15 protein-coding genes are annotated in these 18,146 nt (G+C 73.2%); 9 read left to right on the forward strand and 6 right to left on the reverse strand.

The annotated features are described in order from the left end of the window. Positions 1–144 (reverse strand): YciI family protein (locus tag ABZ923_RS37200; protein ID WP_361481445.1); only part of this gene is annotated, 144 nt, incomplete at its 3' end. 60 nt (positions 145–204) lie between these two features. Between ABZ923_RS37200 and ABZ923_RS37205 the strand changes: the two genes are divergently transcribed. After that, on the forward strand, positions 205–948 hold the full coding sequence (locus ABZ923_RS37205) for an endonuclease V (RefSeq protein WP_361481413.1): 744 nt from the start codon (positions 205–207) through the stop codon (positions 946–948). On the opposite strand, the gene ABZ923_RS37210 is transcribed toward ABZ923_RS37205, so the two are convergent. Both ABZ923_RS37210 and ABZ923_RS37215 read right to left on the reverse strand, forming a co-directional pair. Further along, positions 912–1,100: a hypothetical protein gene (locus ABZ923_RS37210; protein ID WP_361481415.1), complete on the reverse strand. Its 189-nt coding sequence runs from the start codon at positions 1,098–1,100 to the stop codon at positions 912–914. The two genes, ABZ923_RS37205 and ABZ923_RS37210, sit on opposite strands and share 37 nt — an antisense overlap. A gap of 88 nt (positions 1,101–1,188) precedes the next feature. Beyond that, the gene (locus ABZ923_RS37215) at positions 1,189–2,367 is read right to left on the reverse strand and encodes a saccharopine dehydrogenase NADP-binding domain-containing protein (RefSeq protein ID WP_361481417.1); all 1,179 of its coding nucleotides are present in this window, start codon (positions 2,365–2,367) and stop codon (positions 1,189–1,191) included. 302 nt (positions 2,368–2,669) lie between these two features. On the opposite strand from ABZ923_RS37215, the gene ABZ923_RS37220 reads away from it, so the two are divergent. From ABZ923_RS37220 to ABZ923_RS37230, 3 genes are read left to right on the forward strand one after another with little or no spacing between them, the layout of a single operon-like run. Continuing rightward, complete coding sequence (locus ABZ923_RS37220) at positions 2,670–3,839, forward strand: CaiB/BaiF CoA-transferase family protein (protein WP_361481419.1); 1,170 nt, start codon at positions 2,670–2,672, stop codon at positions 3,837–3,839. 34 nt (positions 3,840–3,873) lie between these two features. Next, positions 3,874–5,088, forward strand: a complete 1,215-nt coding sequence (locus ABZ923_RS37225) for an acetyl-CoA C-acetyltransferase (RefSeq protein ID WP_361481421.1) — start codon at positions 3,874–3,876, stop codon at positions 5,086–5,088. Between the two features lie 44 nt (positions 5,089–5,132). Next, positions 5,133–7,316 carry a 3-hydroxyacyl-CoA dehydrogenase NAD-binding domain-containing protein gene (locus tag ABZ923_RS37230; RefSeq protein WP_361481423.1) on the forward strand — a complete coding sequence of 728 codons (2,184 nt, stop codon included), beginning with the start codon at positions 5,133–5,135 and terminating at the stop codon, positions 7,314–7,316. On the opposite strand, the gene ABZ923_RS37235 is transcribed toward ABZ923_RS37230, so the two are convergent. Then, the gene (locus ABZ923_RS37235; protein ID WP_361481425.1) at positions 7,302–8,009 is read right to left on the reverse strand and encodes a MerR family transcriptional regulator; all 708 of its coding nucleotides are present in this window, start codon (positions 8,007–8,009) and stop codon (positions 7,302–7,304) included. The two genes, ABZ923_RS37230 and ABZ923_RS37235, sit on opposite strands and share 15 nt — an antisense overlap. A 221-nt stretch (positions 8,010–8,230) precedes the next feature. Between ABZ923_RS37235 and ABZ923_RS37240 the strand changes: the two genes are divergently transcribed. Genes ABZ923_RS37240 through ABZ923_RS37250 form a run of 3 tightly spaced genes read left to right on the forward strand, consistent with a single transcriptional unit; the run spans position 8,231 to position 11,142 of the window. After that, positions 8,231–9,697, forward strand: a complete 1,467-nt coding sequence (locus ABZ923_RS37240; protein ID WP_361481427.1) for an amino acid permease — start codon at positions 8,231–8,233, stop codon at positions 9,695–9,697. Positions 9,698–9,739: 42 nt separating this feature from the next. Next, entirely contained in the window at positions 9,740–10,228 is a 489-nt protein-coding gene (locus ABZ923_RS37245; RefSeq protein WP_361481430.1) for a macro domain-containing protein, read from the forward strand. Further along, positions 10,225–11,142, forward strand: a complete 918-nt coding sequence (locus tag ABZ923_RS37250; RefSeq protein WP_361481433.1) for an adenosine kinase — start codon at positions 10,225–10,227, stop codon at positions 11,140–11,142. Before ABZ923_RS37245 ends, ABZ923_RS37250 begins: the two co-directional genes overlap by 4 nt. A gap of 54 nt (positions 11,143–11,196) precedes the next feature. Here the strand turns inward: ABZ923_RS37250 and ABZ923_RS37255 are convergent, their stop codons facing one another. Then, a complete protein-coding gene (locus ABZ923_RS37255; RefSeq protein ID WP_361481436.1) occupies positions 11,197–12,684 on the reverse strand; it encodes a M1 family metallopeptidase in 1,488 nt (495 codons plus the stop codon). Positions 12,685–12,863: 179 nt separating this feature from the next. Here ABZ923_RS37255 and ABZ923_RS37260 point away from each other — a divergent pair, with 179 nt between their 5' ends. Continuing rightward, positions 12,864–14,810, forward strand: coding sequence for a Xaa-Pro dipeptidyl-peptidase (locus ABZ923_RS37260; protein WP_361481439.1), 1,947 nt, complete (start codon positions 12,864–12,866; stop codon positions 14,808–14,810). Positions 14,811–15,118: 308 nt separating this feature from the next. On the opposite strand, the gene ABZ923_RS37265 is transcribed toward ABZ923_RS37260, so the two are convergent. Continuing rightward, a complete protein-coding gene (locus tag ABZ923_RS37265; RefSeq protein ID WP_361481448.1) occupies positions 15,119–16,033 on the reverse strand; it encodes an FAD-dependent oxidoreductase in 915 nt (304 codons plus the stop codon). 136 nt (positions 16,034–16,169) lie between these two features. On the opposite strand from ABZ923_RS37265, the gene ABZ923_RS37270 reads away from it, so the two are divergent. Continuing rightward, on the forward strand, positions 16,170–17,810 hold the full coding sequence (locus ABZ923_RS37270; protein ID WP_361481442.1) for an ABC-F family ATP-binding cassette domain-containing protein: 1,641 nt from the start codon (positions 16,170–16,172) through the stop codon (positions 17,808–17,810). Positions 17,811–18,146: the final 336 nt, after the last annotated feature.

Raw genomic sequence — 18,146 nt, forward strand, 5'->3', positions numbered from 1 at the left:
CACCCCGCCGTCGCGGGGGTTCTTGCGTCCCGAGGCCAGGAAGAAGCCCTTCTCGTACTGCTCCTCCAGCCAGGCCACGTGGTCCGGCAGAACGGCGTCCACGGCGTCGAGCGGCGCGGTGTAGGTCAGCTCCAGTACGAACATGATCGCGAGCCTACCCCCGCCGGTCCGGCGGGGTGCGGCGGGCCCGTAGAGTCACCCGGCATGACGATCGTCGGCGTACCCGCGGGCTGGCCCGCGACGGAGGAGGAGGCCCGCGCCGTCCAGGACGAACTGCGCGGGCGGGTGGTGCTCGACGAGCCCGGGCCACCGCCCGGGACGGGCCGGGTCACGGGGGTCGACGTCGCCTACGACGACGAGCTGGACCTCGTCGCGGCGGCCGCCGTCGTGCTGGACGCCGCCACCCTGGACGTCGTCGCCGAGGCGACGGCCGTTGGGCGGGTCTCCTTCCCGTACGTGCCGGGACTGCTCGCCTTCCGTGAGATCCCCACCGTCCGCGCCGCCCTGGAACGGCTGCCCTGCCCGCCCGGCCTGGTGGTGTGCGACGGCTACGGCCTGGCCCACCCGCGCCGCTTCGGCCTGGCGAGCCACCTGGGCGTGCTCACCGGGCTGCCGACCATCGGTGTCGCCAAGAACCCCTTCACGTTCACGTACGACGACCCCGGGCCGGATCGGGGCCGGTCCGCGCCGCTGCTCGCCGGCACCGAGGAGGTCGGACGGGCGCTGCGCACCCGGGACGGCGTCAAGCCGGTGTTCGTCTCGGTCGGCCACCGGGTGAGCCTGGGCACCGCCCTGGCGCACACCCTCGCGCTGACCCCGCGGTTCCGGCTGCCGGAGACCACCCGGCGGGCGGACGCCCTGTGCCGCCGGGCCCTGCGCGAGGCGGCACAGGGCCCGGCCGGCGGCGGCGCTCAGGACTCCACGACGCGCCAGGCGCCGACCTCCTGATACGCCGAGTCGTGGACGGCCGAACCGTCGCCGGGTTCCAGGGCGTAGTGACGCAGGTTGCCGCCCCAGTACCGCAGGATGCGCTCCAGCTCACCCACCCGGTCCCGCGCCACCACGCCGTCGTCCACGGTCACCTCGAGCACGAACTTCACGTCCGCTCCGCCTCCTTGGGTCGTCCGGGATGAGCCCCCATCGTCTCAGCCGGGCGCCCGGCCGTGCCCCGGAGCGGGCGGCCGCCGGCTATCGCCGCGCCGCCACCCGGAAGGTGATGCCCGCCGCGCGCAGCCGTTCGGTCAGGGCGTCGCCCATCGCCTGCACCGTGGTGACCTGGCCGGCCGTGTCCGGCAGGTCGTCGAAGGCCAGGCACAGGGCCGCCTCGGCGAACATCTTCGCCGTCTCGCCGTAGCCCGGGTCGCCGCCCGCGACCTCGGTGAACACGCGCCGTCCGCCGCCCTCGCCGACGAACCGCACCGAGAACCAGCTCTCGGCCCGCTTCTGCGCGCTCGGCCCCTCGCCCGGCTCCAGCCGGGCCGACAGCCAGCGGCGCGCGGGCGGCAGCTGGGCCGCGGCCGCCACCGCGCCGACGGCGGCGATCCCGCCGACGGCGACCGGCAGCCGCCGCACCGCGGCGTAGTGCCGGTACCGGAAGTCCGGGCCGTACCGCTCCAGCGCCCGCGCCGAACGGCGCACGATCTGCGGGTCGATGGTGGGCAGCGGCAGCGCCCACGCGCCGACCTCCGCGGCGAACCTCGGCGCGCCCGCCGGCGCCGTCACCCGGCGGCCCGGCAGCCGCGGCTCGTGCCGGGCCCGGTCGCGCGCGGCGGCCAGCATCCGCCGCCCGCGGGCCAGCTGGTTCAGGGCCGAGGCGAGGGTGCCGCCGGAGAAGGCCGCGTCGGCGGTCACATAGCCGTCCACGGTCAGCGGCACGCCCTCGGGGAGCTGCCGGACCGTGAAGTACACGCCCAGGTCGTGCGGCACGGAGTCGAAGCCGCAGGCGTGCACCAGACGGGCGCCCGTCTCGCGCGCGCGTGCGTCGTGCCGGACGTACATCAGGTCCACGAACTCCGGCTCGCCGGTCAGGTCCAGGTAGTCGGCGCCGGTGTCGGCGCAGGCGGCGACGAGTTCCTCGCCGTACAGCACGTACGGCCCCACGGTCGTGGCGACCACGCGCGCCTGCTCGGCGAGGGCGCGCAGGGTGGCCGGCTCGGCCGCGTCGGCCCGCAGCACACCGACGTCCGCGCCGCCGGGCAGGCTCGCGCGCAGTTCCGCCAGCCGCCGTTCGTCGCGGCCGGCGACCGCCCAGCGCAGGTCCCGCGGCGCGTGCTCGGCGAGATAGTGGGCGGTGAGCGCGCCGACGAAGCCCGTGGCTCCGAAGAGCACGAGGTCGTACGGACGGTCCGTCCTGCTCATCCTGCTCATGACACCCCTCGGTTCGTGCGGCCGCCGTACAGCCCGCGCCGCTGTCGGTGGCCGAGGCTAGCGTGAGGGGAGCGGAGCCCGACGACCAGCCCGGAGGCAGCGGTGGCCGTAGCCGGACAATGCCTGAAGAAGCGGGAGACGGCACACGCACCCCGGCCTCCCGGTCACTCGTCCGGGTGATGACGGAGGTGCCGGGCACTTGGCTAAGCGCTTGCTCGTTCAGGTCTTGTGTCCGGTGGTACGCGTTCCTAGCATCACTGGTGTTACATCAGTTGTGTCACACACGCTTGGGGGCTGGACGCATGACAACGGCAGGGACGCCGCCGACACCGGGCAACGGCCCGCTGTCCGGCGTGCGCGTGGTCGAGCTGGCCGGCATCGGGCCGGGCCCGTTCGCCGCCATGCTGCTGGCCGACCTGGGCGCCGACGTCGTCCGGGTGGACCGCCCGGGCGGGCCGGGCCTCGCGATCGACCCGGCCCACGACGTCACCAACCGCAACAAGCGCTCGGTCCTGGTCGACCTGAAGGCACCCGACGGCCCCGCCCGCGTCCTGGACCTCGCCGAGCGCGCCGACGTCCTCATCGAGGGCTACCGCCCGGGCGTCGCCGAGCGGCTCGGCGTCGGCCCCGGGGACTGCCACGCCCGCAACCCCCGCCTGGTCTACGGCCGCATGACCGGCTGGGGCCAGGACGGCCCGCTCGCCCGGCGCGCCGGCCACGACATCGCCTACATCGCGCTCACCGGCACCCTCGGCATGATCGGCCGCCCGGACGAGCCCCCGGCCGTGCCCGCCAACCTCCTCGGGGACTACGCGGGCGGCTCGCTCTACCTGGTCGTCGGCGTCCTCGCCGCCCTGCACCACGCGCGCGCCACCGGCACCGGCCAGGTGGTCGACGCGGCCATCGTGGACGGCACGGCCCACCTGTCCGCGATGATCCACGGCATGCTCGCCGCCGGCGGCTGGCAGGACCGGCGCGCCGCCAACCTGCTGGACGGCGGCTGCCCGTACTACGGCACCTACGAGACCGCCGACGGGCGGTACATGGCGGTCGGTGCCCTGGAGGGCAAGTTCTACGAGGAGTTCCTGCACCTGCTCGGCCTGGACGACCTGGTCCCCGCCCGCAAGGACTGGACCCGCTGGGGCGAGCTGCGCGAACGGATCGCCGCCGCCTTCGGCTCCCGCACCCGGGACGAGTGGACCGCCGTGTTCGAGGGCTCCGACGCCTGCGTGGCGCCCGTACTCAGCCTGCGCGAGGCCCCGCACCACCCGCACCTGGCCGCCCGCGGCACCTTCACCGACCACGGCGGCATCACCCAGCCCGCCCCCGCCCCCCGCTTCTCCGCGACCCCCACCGCCGTCCGCACCGGCCCCGCCCGCCCCGGCGCGGACACGGCCGCGGTCGCCCGGGACTGGGGGATACCGGACCGCCCCGCCGACGACCCCGACGACCTCGTCACCGACCGCGGCTGACCCCGCCCGTCCCGCCCTCCCGAAAGGCATCCCAGTGAGCACCGAAGCGTACGTGTACGACGCGATCCGCACCCCGCGCGGCCGCGGCAAGGCGAACGGCGCCCTGCACGGCACCAAGCCCATCGACCTGGTCGTCGGCCTCATCCACGAGATCCGCGACCGCTTCCCCGGCCTGGACCCGGCCGCGATCGACGACATCGTGCTCGGTGTCGTCGGCCCCGTCGGCGACCAGGGCTCCGACATCGCCCGGATCGCCGCCATCGCCGCCGGACTGCCGGACACGGTCGCCGGCGTGCAGGAGAACCGCTTCTGTGCCTCCGGCCTGGAGGCCGTCAACCTGGCCGCCGCCAAGGTCCGCGCCGGCTGGGAGGACCTGGTCCTCGCGGGCGGCGTCGAGTCCATGTCCCGGGTCCCGATGGCCTCGGACGGCGGCGCCTGGTTCAACGACCCGATGACCAACCTCGCCGTCAACTTCGTGCCGCAGGGCATCGGCGCCGACCTCATCGCCACCATCGAGGGCTTCTCCCGCCGGGACGTGGACGAGTACGCGGCCCTGTCCCAGGAACGCGCCGCCACCGCCTGGAAGGAGGGCCGCTTCGACCGCTCCGTGGTCCCCGTCAAGGACCGCAACGGCCTCGTCATTCTCGACCACGACGAGCACCTGCGCCCCGGCACCACCGCCGACTCCCTCGGCAAGCTGAAGCCGTCCTTCGCGGACATCGGCGACCTGGGCGGCTTCGACGCGGTCGCGCTGCAGAAGTACCACTGGGTGGAGAAGATCGACCACGTCCACCACGCGGGCAACTCCTCCGGCATCGTGGACGGCGCCTCCCTCGTCGCGATCGGCTCCCGGGAGGTCGGCGAGCGCTACGGCCTCACCCCGCGCGCGCGGATCGTCTCCGCGGCCGTCTCCGGCTCCGAGCCGACCATCATGCTCACCGGCCCCGCCCCCGCCACCCGCAAGGCCCTGGCCAAGGCCGGCCTCACCATCGACGACATCGATCTGGTCGAGATCAACGAGGCGTTCGCCGCGGTCGTGCTGCGCTTCGTCAAGGACATGGGCCTCAGCCTGGACAAGGTCAACGTCAACGGCGGCGCCATCGCCCTCGGCCACCCGCTCGGCGCCACCGGAGCCATGATCCTCGGCTCGCTCGTCGACGAACTGGAACGCCAGGACAAGCGCTACGGCCTCGCCACCCTGTGCGTCGGCGGCGGCATGGGCATCGCCACCGTCGTCGAGCGCATCTGAACTCCCCGCGGAACCACGCGACCACCTCAACGGAGACGACTGTCATGACCGAGAGCACCACCATCCGCTGGGAGCAGGACGACACCGGTGTCGTCACCCTCGTCCTGGACGACCCCCACCAGTCCGCGAACACCATGAACCAGGCGTTCCGCGACTCCCTCGCCGCGATCACCGACCGGCTGGAGGCGGAACAGGAGCACATCCGCGGCATCATCTTCACCTCCGCCAAGAAGACCTTCTTCGCGGGCGGCGACCTGCGCGACCTCATCCGGGTCACGCCGGAGACCGCGCAGGAGCTGTTCGACGGCGGCCTCGCCATCAAGCGGAACCTGCGCCGCATCGAGACCCTCGGCAAGCCGGTCGTCGCCGCGATCAACGGCGCGGCCCTCGGCGGCGGTTTCGAACTGGCCCTCGCCTGTCACCACCGGGTGGCCCTCGACACCCCCGGCACCAAGATCGGCTGCCCCGAGGTCACCCTCGGCCTGCTCCCCGGCGGCGGCGGGGTCGTCCGCACCGTGCGACTGCTGGGCATCACGGACGCCCTGCTGAAGGTGCTCCTCCAGGGCCAGCAGTACAACGCCCGGCGCGCCCGGGAGAACGGCCTCGTCCACGAGGTCGCCGCCACCCCCGGGGAACTGCTCGACAAGGCCCGCGCCTTCATCGACGCCCACCCCGAGTCCCAGCAGCCCTGGGACAAGCCGGGCTACCGGATCCCCGGCGGCACGCCGGCCCACCCCAAGTTCGCCGCGAACCTGCCCTCGTTCCCGGCCAACCTGCGCAAGCAGACGGGCGGCGCCCCCTACCCGGCACCGCGCAACATCCTCGCCGCCGCCGTCGAGGGCTCCCAGGTCGACTTCGAGACCGCCCAGGTCATCGAGGCCCGCTACTTCGTGGAACTGGCCGCCGGGCAGACCTCGAAGAACATGATCCAGGCGTTCTTCTTCGACCTCCAGGCGGTCAACTCGGGCGCCAACCGCCCCCAGGGCATCGAGCCCCGTCAGGTCCGCAGGGTGGCCGTCCTCGGCGCCGGCATGATGGGCGCCGGCATCGCCTACGCGTGCGCCCGCGCCGGCATCGACGTCGTCCTCAAGGACGTCTCCCTGGAAGCGGCCGTCAAGGGCAAGGGCTACTCCGAGAAGCTGTGCGCCAAGGCCGTCGCCAGGGGCCGTACCAGCCAGGAGAAGGCCGACGCGCTGCTCGCCCGGATCACCCCCACCGCCGAGGCGGCCGACCTCGCCGGCTGCGACGCGGTCATCGAGGCCGTGTTCGAGGACACCGCCCTCAAGCACAAGGTGTTCCAGGAGATCGAGCAGGTCGTCGCCCCCGACGCGCTGCTGTGCTCCAACACCTCCACGCTGCCGATCACCACGCTCGCCGAGGGCGTGCAGCGCCAGGGCGACTTCATCGGGCTGCACTTCTTCTCACCGGTCGACAAGATGCCCCTGGTGGAGATCATCAAGGGCGAGCGCACCGGCGACGAGGCCCTCGCGCGCGCCTTCGACCTGGTCCGCCAGATCAACAAGACGCCGATCGTCGTCAACGACTCCCGCGGCTTCTTCACCTCCCGGGTGATCGGCCACTTCATCAACGAGGGCGTCGCCATGGTCGGCGAGGGCATCGAGCCCGCCTCCGTGGAACAGGCCGCCGCCCAGGCCGGCTACCCGGCCAAGGTGCTCTCCCTCATGGACGAGCTGACCCTCACCCTGCCGCGCAAGATCCGGGCCGAGAGCAGGCGGGCCGTGGAGGAGGCCGGCGGCACCTGGACCGCGCACCCCGCGGAGGCGGTCGTCGACCGCATGGTCGACGAGTTCGGCCGCACCGGCCGCAGCGGCGGCGCCGGCTTCTACGACTACAGCGAGGACGGCAAGCGGGCCGGACTCTGGCCGGGCCTGCGCGAGCACTTCACCAGGCCCGGGCACGAGATCCCGTTCCGGGACATGCAGGAGCGCATGCTCTTCGCCGAGGCGCTCGACACCGTGCGCCTCCTGGAGGAGGGCGTGCTCACCTCCGTCGCCGACGCCAACATCGGCTCGATCCTCGGCATCGGCTTCCCCGGCTGGACCGGCGGCGTGCTCCAGTACATCAACGGCTACGAAGGGGGCCTGCCCGGCTTCGTGGCCCGCGCCCGCGAGCTGGCCGAGCGCTACGGCGAGCGGTTCACCCCGCCCGCCCTGCTCGTGACGAAGGCCGAGAAGGGGGAGCCGTTCGGCGACTCAGCCCGTTCCTGAGCCGGTGAGCCACTCGCTCAGCTCTTCCCGCAGCGATCGCTGGAAGGTGGTCAGCAGAGCCTGCACCACCAAGGGGTGCATGTGCGCCGACAGGGACTTCACGTCCCGGGCGTCCCGCTCCTCCACCTCGCCGCGGAAGAGCCGGGAGAGTTCGTGAGCCGCGGCGCGCGAGTGCTCCACGAGCACCTTGCGCGCCGCCAGGATCGCCTCCTGCGACAGCGGTACGTCGAGGAGCTGGACGCCGAGCCGGAGCAGCCCGGCGTCCACCCGGAACGAGTCCCCGTCGCCCGGCACGACGACGTTCATCGCCGTCAGCCGCTCCACGTCCTCGTCGCCGAGCGGGCGTCCCGCCCGCCGCTCCAGCTCCCGGCGCGACACCGTCTCCACCGCGTCCGGCGCCCAGGAGGCGACCACCGCGCGGTGGATGGCCAGATCGTGCGGGCTCAGGTCCGCCGGCAGCTGCCGCAGGTACCGCTCGATCGCCGCCAGGGTCATGCCCTGCTGCTGCAGCTCCTCGATGAGCGCCAGGCGCGCCACATGCCCGGGCCCGTAGTGCCCCACCCGGCGCGGACCGATCGCCGGCGGCGGAAGCAGCCCCTTGCTGCCGTAGAAGCGGACGGTGCGGACGGTGACGCCCGCCCGAGCGGCCAGCTCGTCGATGGTGAGGGGCGTCTCCTCGGTACCGGTCGTCATGTGCAGCAGTATCGCTGTCCCACCAATGGTGTGAAACCCGGGAGGGCTCCGTGGCGGCCGTGTGAGATGAACCGCTCTGTGACGTGGACCACCGCGTACCGGCCGATCCCTCTGGGAAGCTGCTGCCTTGGTCTGTGCCGCAACACAAGGGTGGTGCGGGCCAAGACCTGCACGAACCCCGGGCCCACGAGGTCCGGGCGCACCAGGAAGTGGAACCACCCGTGAGCAAGGAAGCCGTGGAATCGGCACAGGCCACCACCCACCCCCAGGTGGCCCGGACGCCCGCGGACGCGGGCGACGCCGGTTACAGCAAGGACCTCAAGGCCCGCCACGTCAACATGATCGCCATCGGTGGCGCCATCGGCACCGGACTTCTCCTGGGCGCCGGCGGCCGCCTGCACAACGCCGGTCCGGCGCTCGCCCTGGCCTACCTGGTCTGCGGCGTCTTCGCCTTCTTCGTCGTCCGGGCCCTGGGCGAGCTGGTCCTGTACCGCCCGTCCTCCGGGTCCTTCGTGTCGTACGCGCGCGAGTTCCTCGGCGAGAAGGGCGCCTACGTCGCCGGCTGGATGTACTTCCTGAACTGGTCGACCACCGGCATCGCCGACATCACCGCGATCGCGCTCTACACGCACTACTGGTCCATGTTCACCAGCATTCCCCAGTGGGTGCTCGCCCTGATCGCCCTCGCGGTGGTCCTGGCCGTGAACCTGATCTCGGTGAAGATCTTCGGCGAGATGGAGTTCTGGTTCGCGATCATCAAGGTCGCCACCATCGTCGGCTTCATGCTGATCAGCATTTTCCTGCTCGCCACCCAGCACAAGGTCGGCGGCCACACCCCCGGCCTGAGCGTCATCAGCGACCACGGCGGCCTCTTCCCGCACGGCGCGATGCCGGTCGTCCTGGTCATGCAGGGCGTGATCTTCGCCTACGCCGCGCTGGAGCTGGTCGGCGTGGCCGCCGGCGAGACCGCCGAGCCGGAGAAGGTCGTCCCGCGCGCGGTGAACTCGATCATGTGGCGGGTGGGCCTGTTCTACGTCGGCTCGGTCGTGCTGCTCGCCCTGCTGCTGCCCGGCTCGGTGTACTCCGCCGACCAGAGCCCGTTCGTCACGGTCCTGTCGAAGATCGGTGTCCCGGCGGCCGGTGACGTGATGAACCTGGTCGTGCTGACCGCCGCCATGTCCTCGCTGAACTCCGGCCTGTACTCCACCGGCCGCATCCTGCGCTCCATGGCCATGGCGGGCTCAGCCCCGAAGTTCACCGCCCGCATGAACCGCAGCCAGGTGCCCTACGGCGGCATCCTGCTGACCTGCGCCGTCTGCGTGCTCGGTGTCGGCCTGAACTACCTGGTGCCCAGCCAGGCCTTCGAGATCGTGCTGAACGTCGCCTCCCTCGGCATCATCAGCACCTGGGTGATCATCATGCTCTGCCACATGCTCTTCGTCCGCCGCGCCCGCGCCGGCCTGGCGACCCGGCCGCACTTCCAGCTGAAGTTCAGCCCGGTCACCGAGATCGCCACGATCGCGTTCCTGCTGGTCTGCCTCGGCATGATGTGGAACGACCCCGAGGTCGGCCGGAAGACCATCCTGCTGATCCCGCTGATCGCCGTCATGCTGGTCGCCGGCTGGTTCGGCGTGCGCCGCCGGGTGTCGCAGAACACCGACCAGGAACTGACCCAGCTGACGAAGTAGCAGCTCAGCGCCACTGTCAGTGGCATCGCCTACGGTGGCGTCATGTCGGAGATCACATATGTCCGGGGTGACGCCACCGTGCCGTCGGTGAAGGGCGCCAAGGTGATCGCGCATGTCTGCAACGACATCGGCGGCTGGGGGAAGGGCTTCGTGCTGGCCCTGTCCCGACGCTGGCCGGAGCCGGAGGCGGCGTACCGCGCCTGGCACCGCGACCGCGCGAGGAACGACTTCGGCCTGGGCGCGGTCCAGCTGGTGCCGGTCGGCCCGCACGTCTGGGTGGCCAACATGATCGGCCAGCGGGGGACCAGAACGGGCAGCAAGGGCGTCCCCGTGCGCTACGAGGCGATCGACACCGCCCTCGACCGCCTCGCCGCCGAAGTGATCGAACTCGGCGCGTCCGTGCACATGCCCCGCATAGGCTGCGGCCTGGCGGGCGGCAGATGGTCCCGCGTGGAGCCGCTCATCACCGAGAGGCTCGTCAAGCGAGGGATCGCCGTGACGGTGTACGACCACGGGGAGGACGGCGGATGAGCGGGCAGGCGGACGAGACCGAGGTGCTGGTGCTGGGCGGGGCCGGCGTGGACACGATCATCCACGTCCCCGAGCTGCCCCTGCCCTACGCCGACAGCTACATGATCGACTCCGGGATCCGCACGCGCGCCGGACAGACCGGGGACTTCGTCGCCCTGGGGCTGGCCGCGCTCGGCCTGCGCACCCACCACCTCGACCTGCTCGGCGACGACCCCGAGGGCGACCTCGTCCGCGCCCTGCACGACGAGCACGGCATCGCCCTCACCGCGCTCCCGCAGCCGGCCGGCACCAAGCGGGCGGTCAACCTGGTCGGCCCGGACGGCCGCCGCCTGTCGCTCTACGACACCAGCCGCGCCCACCCCGACGACCGCTTCCCCGAGTCCACCCTGCGCACGCTGGCCGCCACGAGCCGGCACGTGCACGTGACGATCACCCAGCCGTGCGCCCACGCCCTGCCCGTCCTGCGGGAGACCGGCGTACCGCTCTCCACCGACCTGCACGACTGGGACGGCGAGAACCCGTACCACGAGCCGTTCGCGTACGCGGCCGACGTCGTCTTCCTGTCGGCCGCCGCCCTCGCCGACCCCGAGCGGACCATGCGGCGCATCGCCGAGCGGGGCCGGGCGCGGACCGTCGTCGCCACCGCCGGCGCGGACGGCGCGTATCTGCTGGCCGACGGCGAGCTGACCCGGGTGCCGGTGGCGGACCCGCCCGCGCCGGTGGTCGACTCCAACGGCGCGGGCGACGCCTTCGCCGCTGCGTTCCTCTACGGCCGGCTCAGCGGCGAGCCACCCGAGCGGTGCGCCCGTTACGGCGCGATCGCGGGCGCCTACGCGTGCACCGTCCCGGCCGCCCGCGCGGACGCGATAGGCCGGGACGAGCTGCTGCGGCGGGCGGCCGTGGCCGGCCGCTGAGTCGGTGCCCTGCGGCCGGCCACTACCCTCGGCTGGTCAGTGCGGCTCAGCCGGTCAGTGCCCGTGCACCTCGTTCGTCGCCTCGATCTTCTTCCAGGACCTCGGCTGCGCCACCGCCGTACCCGTCCTCACCAGGGCGCGGACCGCCGGCGCGGCCGGCTTCGACGGCTGGAACAGCCAGGTGTCGAACAGCGCGGACAGCGGCTTGCCGGACACCTGCTCGGCGTACCTCTGGAAGTCGGCCACCGAGGCGTTGCCGTAGGCGTGCTCCTTCGGCCAGCCCTTCAGGACCGCGAAGAACGCGTCGTCACCGATCTCGTTGCGCAGTGCCTGGATGGCCAGGGCGCCCCGGTCGTAGACGGCGCCGCTGAACTGCTCGTCCGGGCCCGGGTCGCCGGGCTTCACCGTCCAGAAGGCGTCGTCGGCCGGGTGCGAGGCGTACACGTAGTCGGCGAGTTCCTGCGCGGTGCCCTCGCCCTCGTGCTCGGACCACAGCCACTGCGCGTACCGGGCGAAGCCCTCGTTGATCCAGATGTCCTTCCAGCCCTTGACCGACACGTAGTCGCCGTACCACTGGTGGGCCAGCTCGTGCACGACCACCGAGGTGTTGGAGCCGTTCGCGAACTGCCGCGGGCTGTAGTAGATGCGGCCCTGCGTCTCCAGCGCGTACCCGGTGGTGGTGTTCGGCACGTAGCCGCCCGCCGAGCTGAACGGATACGGCCCGAAGTAACCGCTCAGCCAGTCCACCAGCTCCCCGGTGCGCTCCACGCTGGCCCGCGCGGCACCGTCGTTGTCGCCCAGGTCCTTGCTGTAGGCGTTGACGACGGGCACCCCGCCGTCGGAGGTGCCGGTGGTGATGTCGAACCTGCCGAGCGCGAGCGTGGCCAGGTAGGTCGCCTGCGGCTTGTTCTGCCGCCAGTTGTAGCGGGTCCAGCCCAGCTTCGAGGACGTCGACTGGAGCGTGCCGTTGGAGATGGCCTGGGTGCCGTCCGGCACCGCCACCGACACGTCGTAGGTGGCCTTGTCGGTCGGGTGGTCGTTGCTCGGGAACCACCACCAGGCGGCCTCGGGCTCGTTGGCGGCCACGCCCCCGTCGGGCGTGCGGTGCCAGGAGGTGAAGCCGTAGGCGCTCTTCGTCGACGGCACCCCGCTGTAGCGGACCACGATCGTCACCGGCGTGCCCTTGGCCAGCGGCGTCTTCGGGGTGACGACCAGTTCGTGCTGGTCGGACGTGGTGAAGGCGGCCTTGGCGCCGTTGACCCGCACCTCGCTCACGTCCAGCAGGAAGTCCAGGTCGAAGCTGGACAGGTCCTGGGTGGTCCGCGCCTGGATCGTGGCCGTGCCCTGCAACTCGTCCGTCTTCGGCTGGTATTGCAGCCTCAGGTCGTAGTGGGATACGTCGTAGCCGCCGTTGCCGTAGGACGGGTAGTAGGGGTCGCCGATGCCCGGCGCGCCGGGGGAGTAGCTCGCGGCCGATGCCGGGATCGCCAGCAGGAGGGAGGCCGCCGCCAGTGTGCCCGGGGCGATGATTCTGCGGTGCACGTCAGCTCCAAGTCGTCAGGACTGTCTGTCCGTTCGGGAGAAGTCTGGTCAGAGCCTATTCAGCCGCCGGGGCCCCTGACCTGTCCATGACCCCTGCTGTCACACGATCGCCATCCGGCCGACACGCGCCACGGGAGAGCCCCCTTCTGCACGGGAGTTGGCCGGAGTACCGTCCGCGCATGCCGAAACGCACGCGCTCCACGATCTGGAGAACGCTCGTCACCGCCGCCGTCACCGCCCTGACGGCCGCCTTCCTCACCCCGGCCGCCGCCCAGGCCGCGCCCCGGGAGAGCAGACCCGTCTACTCCTACGCCGACGCCGTCCGCGAGTCCGTCTGGGTGGACACCGGCCTCGACGAGGACGGCGACGGACGGACCGACCGCGTCGCCGCCGACATCGTCCGCCCCGCCGAACCGGCCCGGCAGGGCCGCAAGGTGCCGGTCATCATGGACGCCAGCCCCTACTACTCCTGCTGCGGCCGCGGCAACGAGAGCCAGCGCAAGACGTACGACGCACAGGGACACGTCGTCCAGATGCCGCTGTTCTACGACAACTACTTCGTGCCCCGCGGCTACGCCTTCGTCGGCGTCGACCTCGCCGGCTCCAACCGCTCCGACGGCTGCGTCGACGTCGGCGGCCGCTCCGACATCCAGTCCGCCAAGGCCGTGATCGACTGGCTCAACGGCCGCGCCAGGGCCTACACCAGCCGCACCGGCGGCACCCCCGTGCGGGCCGGCTGGACCAACGGCCGCACCGGCATGATCGGCAAGAGCTGGGACGGCACCATCGCCAACGGCGTCGCCGCCACCGGCGTCAAGGGCCTCAGGACGATCGTCCCGATCAGCGCCATCTCCTCCTGGTACGACTACTACTTCGCCCAGGGCGCCCCCCTCTACGACGGCGGCCCCGACGAACTGGCCGGCTACGTCGAGAGCGCCGACGCGCACGCGCACTGCGCGGCCGTCCAGCGCAAGCTCGCCGACGGCAGCCCGCGCAGCGGCGACTGGACCCGGCTGTGGACCGAGCGGGACTACGTCAAGGACGCGGCCAAGGTGCGCGCCAGCGTGTTCCTGGTGCACGGCATGCAGGACCTCAACGTGCGCACCAAGCACTTCGGGCAGTGGTGGGACGCGCTGGCGCGGCACGGCGTCGAACGGAAGATCTGGCTGTCCCAGACCGGGCACGTCGACCCGTTCGACTTCCGGCGCGGCGCCTGGGTCGACACCCTGCACCGCTGGTTCGACCACGAACTCCTCGGCTACGACAACGGCATCGACCGCGAGCCGACGGCCGACATCGAACGCCACCCCGACCAGTGGGTCACCTCCGCCGCCTGGCCCCCGCACGGCACCCGCGCCACCGTCCTGCACCCGGCCGCGGGCAGCCGGGCCGGCGTCGGCACGCTCGGGCTGCGCCCGGCCGCCGGCACCGAGAGCTTCACGGACGACCCGGCGCGCAGCGAGACCGACTGGGCCGCGCACCTGACCACGTCCACGCCGGAGAAGGCCGGGTTCCTCACCGCGCCGCTCACCCGGGACGTGCGCCTGTCCGGATCCTCCACGGTGACGGTCACCGCGACCCCGACCACGGCCTCGGCCCACCTGTCCGCCGTCCTGGTCGACGTCGGCCCGGACACCATCCGCGACTACGCCGACCGGGCCGAGGGCATCACCACCCTCACCGACCGCACCTGCTGGGGCGCGAGCACCGCCGGGGACAGCGCCTGCTTCAAGGAGACCAGGGCCAGGACGGCCGCCGTCGACTACACCGTGGTCAGCCGCGGCTGGGCCGACCTCGGCCACTACGCCTGGCCGGCGAAGGGCGTCCCGCTCACTCCGGGCCGGGCCTACACCATCACCCTCCGCCTCGCGGCCACCGACCACGTCGTCCCCGCCGGGCACCGCCTGGCCCTGATCGTCGCCGGCACGGACAAGGACCTCATCGACCCGCCGTCGACCAGGCCGACGCTCACCGTGGACCTGTCCCGGACGACAGCCAGGGTTCCGCTGGTGGGAGGTGCGGCGGCCTTCGCCCGGGCCACGTCCGGCGGCGCCGGGGCGCCCGCGCCGGGGGTTCTGGACGGCGTCGGGGCACCGCGGACCGTTCGGCACGTCCCGGCGGGCTGACGCTCACGCCACTGCGGCGCCGGCCCGGGGCGCGCTTGGCCGTCGATTCCGGCTGCGGGCAGTCGTGGGCCGGTCGCGCAGTTCCTCGCGCCCCTTGGGGTGGCTGGGTGTCGGGTTCGGCTCCGGGTGGTTGTCGGCTGGTCGCGCAGTTCCTCGCGCGCCTTGGGGTGGCGGTGTGTCGAGTCCGGCTGCGGGCAGTCGTGGGCCGGTCGCGCAGTTCCTCGCGCCCCTTGGGGTGGCTGGGTGTCGGGTTCGGCTGCGGGTGGTTGTCGGCCCGTCGCGCAGTTCCCCGCGCCCCTTGGGGGCGGTCAGGTGGTCTGGCAGGCCAGCTCGGCCGCCTCGCGGGCGCAGCCCCAGGCCACTGTGATGCCGGCGCCGCCGTGGCCGTAGTTGTGCACCAGTGCGCGGCCGTCCGGGAGGGGGCGGCGCTCCAGCCGTACCGCCTCCCGGGCCGGCCGCAGGCCCACCCGGTGCGCGAGCACGCGCGCACCGGCGATCTCCGGGCGGACGGCCGCGCACCGGGCGACGATCGCCGCGGCGGTGGCCGGGTCCGGCTCCAGGGACCAGTCGTCCTCCTCGGCCGTGCCGCCCAGCAGCAGCCGGCCCGGCTGCGGAATGACATAGGTGGAGGCGGCCGAGGAACGGTCGACGCGGGTGTACCAGCCGGTGACGCCCGGGTTCTCCACCACGACCAGCTGCCCGCGCACCGGACGCACCGCAGGGTCCGGCACCAGCGAACGCGCCCCGAGCCCCGTGCAGTTGACCACCACGGCGGCGGGCACGGCGGCCAGGTCGGTCACCTCACGGACCTCCACCGCACCGCCCGCCGCCGTCAGCCGCTCGCGCAGCCACGCCAGATGCACCGGCATGTCGATCACCGGCAGCCGCGCCGCCAGCCCCTCGGCGACCGCCCGCAGCCCCGGCACCTGCCCCGCCCACGCGCCCAGCTCGTCCAGCCGGCTCCCGTGGTGCACGCCGTCGACCAGACGCACCCCCGTCTCCGCGGGGCGCCCCGCCAGCTCCTCGTACACCCCGAGGGACTCCAGCGCCCACGCGCCGGCCAGCGGCTCGGGTTCGATGCGGTACGGCCACCACAGGCCGCCGGCGACCGCCGAGGTCGTCCGCTCGGCCGGCTCCCGCGTCCACACCCGCACCCGCCGCCCGGACTCGGCCAGCAGCACGGCCGTCGTCAGCCCGGCGACCCCGCCCCCGACCACGATCACTTCGTCTCTCGGCTCACTGTCCACGCCAGGACGATAGGCCCTGCGCGGCCCGCACCGGCAGACCGCTCCGCACGCCGGTGACCGGGGCAGAACCTGGCGGGGGCGCGTGCCCGCCGCCGCTAGGATCGACGTCCTGATGACTGCCACCCTCGTTGCCAAGAACCTCGCCGCCGGGCACGGCGACCGCTCGCTGTTCTCCGGGCTCGACCTGGTCGTCGCGCCCGGCGACGTGATCGGGCTGGTCGGTGCCAACGGCGCGGGGAAGTCGACCCTGCTGCGGATGCTCGCCGGACTCGTCCCGCCCGAGCAGGGCGACCTGCGGCTGTCCCCGCCGGCCGCGACCGTCGGCCATCTGCCGCAGGAACCCGAGCGCCGGCCGGGGGAGACCGTCCGGGAGTTCCTGGCCCGCCGCACCGGGGTCGCCGAGGCCCAGCGGACCATGGACGAGGCCACCCAGGCCCTGGTCGACGGCGCGCCCGGCGCCGACGACGCCTACGCGGCCGCCCTGGAGCGGTGGCTCGGCCTGGGCGGCGCCGACCTGGAGGAGCGCGCCGAGGAGGTCGCCGACTCCCTCGGCCTGGCCGTGGACCTGGACCAGCCGATGACCGCCCTCTCCGGCGGCCAGGCGGCCCGCGCCGGCCTCGCCTCCCTGCTGCTGTCCCGCTACGACGTCTTCCTGCTGGACGAGCCCACCAACGACCTGGACCTGGACGGCCTGGAGCGTCTGGAACGGTTCGTCACCGGCCTGCGCGCCGGCACGGTCGTCGTCAGCCACGACCGCGAGTTCCTCACCCGCACCGTCACCAAGGTGCTCGAACTCGACCTCGCCCAGCAGCGGATCAACCTCTACGGCGGCGGCTACGCGGCCTACCTGGAGGAGCGGGAGGTGGCCCGCCGGCACGCCCGCGAGGACTACGAGGAGTACGCCGACAAGAAGGCCGCCCTCCAGGACCGCGCCCAGACACAGCGGGCCTGGATGGACAAGGGCGTGAAGAACGCCCGCCGCAAGGCGGGCAACGACAACGACAAGATCGGCCGCAAGTTCCGCAGCGAGGCCAGCGAGAAGCAGGCAGCCAAGGCCCGGCAGACCCAGCGCATGATCGAGCGCCTGGAGGTGGTCGAGGAGCCGCGCAAGGAGTGGGAGCTGCGGATGGAGATCGCGTCCGCCCCGCGGTCGGGCGCGGTCGTGGCGACGCTGCGGGACGCCGAGGTGCGGCGCGGCGACTTCACCTTCGGCCCGGTCTCCCTGCAGATCGACTGGGCGGACCGGATCGCGGTGACGGGCGCCAACGGATCCGGCAAGTCCACCCTGCTGGGCGCGCTGCTGGGCCGCGTCCCGCTCGACTCCGGCCACGCGGCCCTCGGCTCCGGGGTCCTGGTCGGCGAGGTCGACCAGGCCCGGGGGCTGTTCCACGGCCCGGAGACCCTGCTCGACGCCTTCTGCGCCGCCGTCCCCGACACCGAACCGGCGGAGGTCCGCACCCTGCTGGCCAAGTTCGGCCTGAAGGCCGCCCATGTGCTGCGCCCGGCCGCGACCCTGTCCCCGGGCGAACGCACCCGCGCCGCGCTCGCCCTGCTCCAGGGCCGGGGCGTCAACCTCCTCGTCCTGGACGAGCCGACGAACCACCTGGACCTGCCGGCCATCGAGCAGCTGGAGGGGGCCCTCGACGCCTACACGGGCACCCTCCTCCTGGTCACCCACGACCGCCGCATGCTGGACGCGGTCCGGGTGACCCGGCGCCTGGAGGTGGCGGACGGCAAGGTGACGGAGCGTTAGTTCCCGCGTGGACGCCTCACCCCGCCGCCGAGCCACCCCTGTGTGTGGGGGACCCCGGGACCGTCGCGTGGGTCGCGCGGCGGAATGGGGCGATCACATGCCGCTGGGGCGTCGGATGCCCTAGCGTATGGCGCCGTGGCACGGTGAGCGCCACTGTCCGTACCACCGGTGGGGGAGGGGCGGGTGGACACAGGGGGCGAACGGCCCACGGGCCGGGCCAGGTACCAGGACCACGTGGACTTCCGCGGCGGCCACTTCCACGGCCCGGGGGTGGGCGGGGGGGGGCGGGCGACCGGGCCCGCCGGCCCCCCCCCCCCCCTGTTCCGGGCGCCCGCG

It is taken from the genome of Streptomyces sp. NPDC046881 (assembly GCF_040645015.1).
Lineage (GTDB): Bacteria > Actinomycetota > Actinomycetes > Streptomycetales > Streptomycetaceae > Streptomyces.

Excerpts from the sequence above, each read along its gene's own strand:
- ABZ923_RS37220 (WP_361481419.1), top strand. The coding sequence starts at position 2,670 with ATGACAACGGCAGGGACGCCGCCGACACCGGGCAACGGCCCGCTGTCC.
- ABZ923_RS37205 (WP_361481413.1), top strand. The coding sequence starts at position 205 with ATGACGATCGTCGGCGTACCCGCGGGCTGGCCCGCGACGGAGGAGGAG.
- ABZ923_RS37235 (WP_361481425.1), bottom strand. The coding sequence starts at position 8,009 with ATGACGACCGGTACCGAGGAGACGCCCCTCACCATCGACGAGCTGGCC.
- ABZ923_RS37215 (WP_361481417.1), bottom strand. The coding sequence starts at position 2,367 with ATGAGCAGGATGAGCAGGACGGACCGTCCGTACGACCTCGTGCTCTTC.
- ABZ923_RS37250 (WP_361481433.1), top strand. The coding sequence starts at position 10,225 with ATGAGCGGGCAGGCGGACGAGACCGAGGTGCTGGTGCTGGGCGGGGCC.
- ABZ923_RS37245 (WP_361481430.1), top strand. The coding sequence starts at position 9,740 with ATGTCGGAGATCACATATGTCCGGGGTGACGCCACCGTGCCGTCGGTG.
- ABZ923_RS37260 (WP_361481439.1), top strand. The coding sequence starts at position 12,864 with ATGCCGAAACGCACGCGCTCCACGATCTGGAGAACGCTCGTCACCGCC.
- ABZ923_RS37270 (WP_361481442.1), top strand. The coding sequence starts at position 16,170 with ATGACTGCCACCCTCGTTGCCAAGAACCTCGCCGCCGGGCACGGCGAC.
- ABZ923_RS37230 (WP_361481423.1), top strand. The coding sequence starts at position 5,133 with ATGACCGAGAGCACCACCATCCGCTGGGAGCAGGACGACACCGGTGTC.